The sequence below is a fragment of the Nocardia farcinica genome, assembly GCF_029867845.1.
Taxonomy (GTDB): domain Bacteria; phylum Actinomycetota; class Actinomycetes; order Mycobacteriales; family Mycobacteriaceae; genus Nocardia; species Nocardia farcinica_A.
Genome location: NZ_JARWRU010000843.1, coordinates 1 through 4,487 on the forward strand (window position 1 = coordinate 1; position 4,487 = coordinate 4,487).

At 72.2% G+C, this 4,487-nt stretch carries 3 protein-coding genes; 1 reads left to right on the forward strand and 2 read right to left on the reverse strand.

Going from position 1 to position 4,487, the window contains the following annotated elements; translation table 11 throughout:
• Positions 1-212 precede the first annotated feature (212 nt).
• Together QH283_RS18490 and idi are read right to left on the reverse strand one after the other, a co-directional pair.
• Complete coding sequence (locus QH283_RS18490) at positions 213-560, reverse strand: hypothetical protein (protein WP_280504244.1); 348 nt, start codon at positions 558-560, stop codon at positions 213-215.
• 111 nt (positions 561-671) lie between these two features.
• Complete coding sequence (idi, locus tag QH283_RS18495) at positions 672-1,247, reverse strand: isopentenyl-diphosphate Delta-isomerase (RefSeq protein WP_280504245.1); 576 nt, start codon at positions 1,245-1,247, stop codon at positions 672-674.
• Positions 1,248-1,407: 160 nt separating this feature from the next.
• On the opposite strand from idi, the gene QH283_RS18500 reads away from it, so the two are divergent.
• Positions 1,408-4,374, forward strand: coding sequence for an AMP-binding protein (locus tag QH283_RS18500; RefSeq protein WP_280504246.1), 2,967 nt, complete (start codon positions 1,408-1,410; stop codon positions 4,372-4,374).
• Positions 4,375-4,487: the final 113 nt, after the last annotated feature.

Below are 4,487 nucleotides of genomic sequence, written 5' to 3' on the forward strand. Positions count from 1 at the left end.
CGGGGGGGGGGGGGGGGCGGCCCCCCCCGCGCGCCGCGACGACCTCGTCCTCGCCGGTCTCCGGTGCCGTGGAATCGGTGGTCATGTCCGCCCCTCTCGTCGCTCCGTTTCCGTCGCTTCCGTGTCAACAGTAGGAGGGAAGCCGGGGGAGAGGGGCCGGTGTGGCCGGTTCGCCGGTCGTTCCCGCTCACCTGTCCCGCGAGTGCGGGCAGTCAGGCCGCCGCGGCCTTGCACAGGTCGAGCAGCGCCGCGCCGGGATCGTCCACGTCGACCACCAGCCGGGTGAACTCGCCGTTGGTGAGATCGATCTGCAGGCCGCTGCCGTCGAAGCGGGTGTCCCAGAACTCCTTGCGGCCCTTGCCGCGGAAGGTGCCCGCCGCGATCACGCCGGGGAAGAAGGCGCCCGCCCGCACCCACGGCGGCCGCATGTCGACCGGCGCGGGACCGACGGCGGCGACCTCGCGGAAGTCGAAGGTGATGCTGTCGCGGAGGGCGAGCAGCCGGTGGCCACCGACCACGTGAACCGTCACCGTCGAACCGTCGACCTCGATCTCGACCATGAGTGCGCACCTCGCTTCCGCCCGGACGACATTGCTCCACCAAGAATACTCGGATATGCGCATCTATCTATGTGCCTGTGTCGCCGAGGCGCGACACCGGTACCGCGACGCTCAGTCCTCGCGCCGGGTGTCCGCGCGGAACGCCGCGTCGGCGATCTCCAGCACGGGCGCCAGCCAGGGCGTGAACGTCTCCGGCTCGCTGGCCAGCAGGGCGCGGATCTCGGCCGGCTCCAGCCAGCGCAGCTCGGCGACCTCGGCGGGATCGGGGCGGGGGGCCTGGCCGGTGGCGCCGATGAACACGTGGTCCCATTCGTGCTCCACCCGGCCGGTGCCCGCATCGCTGGCGCGGTAGCGGAAGACGCCCGCCTCGATCAGCTCGGCGTCCATGCCGAGCTCCTCGCGCAGCCGGGCGCGGGCGGCGTCCGGGATGCGCTCGCCGGGGGCGGGATGGCCGCAGCAGGTGTTCGCCCACTGCAACGGGAAGCGGGTCTTCACCGCGGCGCGGCGCTGCAACAGCACGCGGCCGTCCTCGTCGAACAGCAGCACGGAGAACGCCCGGTGCAGCTGTCCGGGGGCGCGGTGTGCGTCGGCGACCGGGCACTCGCCGACCGCGCGTCCCTGCACGTCGACGAGTTCGACCAGCAGCGATTCGCGGTCGACGGTCGGCAGCGCGGCGGTGTCGGTCATTGCCCCAGCCTATCGACACACCGAGCGGACGCCCGCTCGGTGTGACCGGCGTCAGGTCTCGAAACGGTCCTGGGTGCCCTCCGAAGGGAGCCGAATGTGGAAAGCTCGTCGTACGCGGCGGGATCGCGGAAGGGGCGTGGCACGAGGTGCAGGAGCGATCGTGAAGTTCAGTGCGAAGGGTGTGGCGGGACCGGTCCGGCGATTGCTGGCGACAGCCCAGAACGGTCTCGAGGTCCTGCGATTCGGCGGATTGGCGCACGGTGTCGAGGCCTCGCCGTTCGAGGTCGTCGAGCGGCGGCGCATGTACCGGCTGCGGCACTACTTCCCCGATGAGGCGACCAAGGGTCGCCCGGTGGCGCTGCTGGTGCCGCCGCTGATGGTCAACGCCGACATCTGGGACGTCAACGCCGAGGGTGGCGCGGTCGGCATCCTCAACCGCGGCGGGGTGGACTGCTGGGTCGTCGACTTCGGTTCGCCCGCGCTGGAGCCGGGCGGCTGGGAGCGCGATCTGGCCGACCACGTGCTCGCCGTCAGCAGTGCCATCGACACGGTGTGCGCGCAGACCGGTGCGGAGGTCCACCTCATGGGGTACTCCCAGGGCGGCATGTTCGCCTATCAGACCACCGCCTACCGGCACGGCCGCGGCGTGGCGAGCATCGTCACCTTCGGCAGCCCGGTCGACATCGTCAACGGTGTGCCGTTCGGCCTGCCCTACGGTCTGGTCTCCGATGTCGCCGATTTCCTGGCCGACCATGTGGTGACCCGGCTGCCGATCACCGATTCCATGGTGCGCGTCGGCTTCCAGATGCTCGACCCGGTCAAGACGGCCAAGGCGCGCATCGACTTCCTGCGCCAGCTGCACGACCGGGAGGCGTTGCTGCCCAAGGAACGTCAACGCCGTTTCCTCAACAGCGAGGGCTGGGTGGGCTATGCCGGGCCCGCCGTGGCCGACCTGCTCAAGCAGTTCGTCGCGCACAACCGGATGATGCTCGGCGGCTTCGTGATCCGCGACCAGCCGATCTCGCTGGCCGAGCTGACCTGTCCCGTCCTGGCTTTCCTCGGCGAGGTCGACGACATCGGCCAGCCCGCCGCCGTGCGCGGCATCGTGCGCGCCGCCCCCAACGCCGATGTGTACGAAGCCTCCTTGTACGCGGGGCATTTCGGCCTCGTCGCGGGCAGTGTGGCGACCGAGCGCACCTGGCCGCTGGTGTTGCGGTGGATCCAGTGGGCGGCGGGCGACCAGCCGCTGCCCGAGGAGATCCACCCGATGACCGAGCACACCGCAAGCCGCAGCACACACTCCACCGCCGACAAGATCGTCAGTTCCGCGGCCGCGCTGGCCGAGGTGGGCAGCGGGGTCGGCAAGGTCGTGGAGGGGCTTGCGGGCAGCGCGGTGCGTGGCTCGGCCGGTCTGGTCGGCGAGGCCGCCCGCGCCCTGCCGCGACTGACCAGGCTGGGCATGATCGGCCCCGGCACCAGGATCTCACTGGGCAGCCTGCTGGCCGAACAGGCGAGGCGGGCGCCGCTGCGCGACTGCTTCCTCTTCGACGACCGTGTGCACACCAACGCCGCCGTGGACGTGCGCATCGACAATGTGGTGCGCGGCCTGATCTCGGCGGGCATCCGGCCCGCCACCCGCGTCGGCGTGGTGATGGAGACCAGGCCGAGCGCACTGGCTGCCGTGGCGGCCCTGTCGCGGCTCGGCGCGGTGGCGGTGCTGCTGGCCCCCGGCAGCGAACTCGACCGGGCGATGGAGTTGACCGGCACCCGCACCGTGATCGCCGACCCGGAGAACCTGCGCCAGGCGGCGGCGACCGGGGCCAGGGTGCTGGTGCTCGGCGGCGGCGACGCCCGCTCCCTCGACATCCCCTCCGGCGCCGACGTGCTCGACCTGGAGCAGATCGACCCGGCGCGGGTGCGCCTGCCCGCCTGGTACCGGCCCAACCCGGGGCTGGCCCGCGAACTGGCGTTCGTGCTGGTCACCGGCACCGGCGACCGGCTGGAGACCAAGTACATCACCAATTACCGCTGGGCGCTGTCGGCCTTCGGCACCGCGACCGCCGCCGACCTCGACCGCAGGGACACCGTGTACTGCCTCGCCCCGCTGCACCACTCCTCGGGGCTGCTGGTGAGCCTGGGCGGCGCGGTCGCGGGCGGCAGCCGGATCGCGCTGGCCCGCTCGCTCGACCCGCGCAGCTTCGCCGGGGAGGTGCACCGCTACGGCGTGACCGTGGTGACCTACACCTGGACCATGTTGCGCGACATCCTCGACGCCGAGGTGTTCCCCGCGGGCCACGCCCATCCGATCCGGCTGTTCATCGGCTCCGGCATGCCCGCGGGGCTGTGGCGGCGGACGTTGGAACAGTTCGCCCCGGCCAGGGTGCTCGAGTTCTATGCCTCCATCGAGGGCGATGTGGTGCTGGCCAACGTCAAGGGCGGCAAGGTGGGCAGCAAGGGCCGCCCGGTGCCCGGCACCGCCAAGGTCGAGCTGGTCGCCTACGACCCGGAGACCGGCGCCATCCGCACCGACGAGAACGGCTACGCCCTGCGCTGCGCCGACAACGAGGTGGGCCTGCTCATCAGCAAGGCCTCCGACGCGGTGGAACTCTCGGCGGGCGGCCTGCGCGGCGTCTTCACCCCCGGCGATGCCTGGATGCCGACGGAGAACCTGTTCCGCCGCGACAGCGACGGCGACTACTGGCTGGTCGACCGCACCGACACCGTGGTGCTCACCGAGCGGGGCCCGGTCTTCTGCCAGCCGATCGTGGATGTCCTCAACGACATCGCCGCGGTCGACATGGAGGTGGCCTACGGCATGGACGCGGCGGGCGGCCGCAGGATCGCGGTGGCCGCGGTGTGCGTGCGCAAGGGCTGGCAGCTCGACCCCGAGGACGTCACCGAGGCCATGCGCGCGCTCGAGCCGGGCAAGCGGCCCGACCTGGTGTACGTGGTCGACACCATCCCGCGCAGCGCCTCCTACCGGCCGTCGGTGAGCGCGGTCAGGGCCGCGGGCGGGCCGAGGCCCGGCCCGGACACCTGGCGCTACCACCCCGACACCGAGACCTACGAGGTGCTCACCGAGGCGGAGGCCGTCGACCTGTTCGGCGCCGACACCGCCCAGGCCTGACGAAAGGCGCCCGGGGGGGCGGGCGCGGGGGCGCCCCGGCGCCGCCAAAAAGCGCGCCCGCCGCCCACGCGCGGCGGCCGGAAGCGAGCGGTTAAGAAGCGGCAACGAGCCGC

What these genes read in the sequence shown, in the direction of transcription:
- QH283_RS18490 (WP_280504244.1), bottom strand. Translation starts at nt 560, where the DNA reads ATGGTCGAGATCGAGGTCGACGGTTCGACGGTGACGGTTCACGTGGTC.
- idi (WP_280504245.1), bottom strand. Translation starts at nt 1,247, where the DNA reads ATGACCGACACCGCCGCGCTGCCGACCGTCGACCGCGAATCGCTGCTG.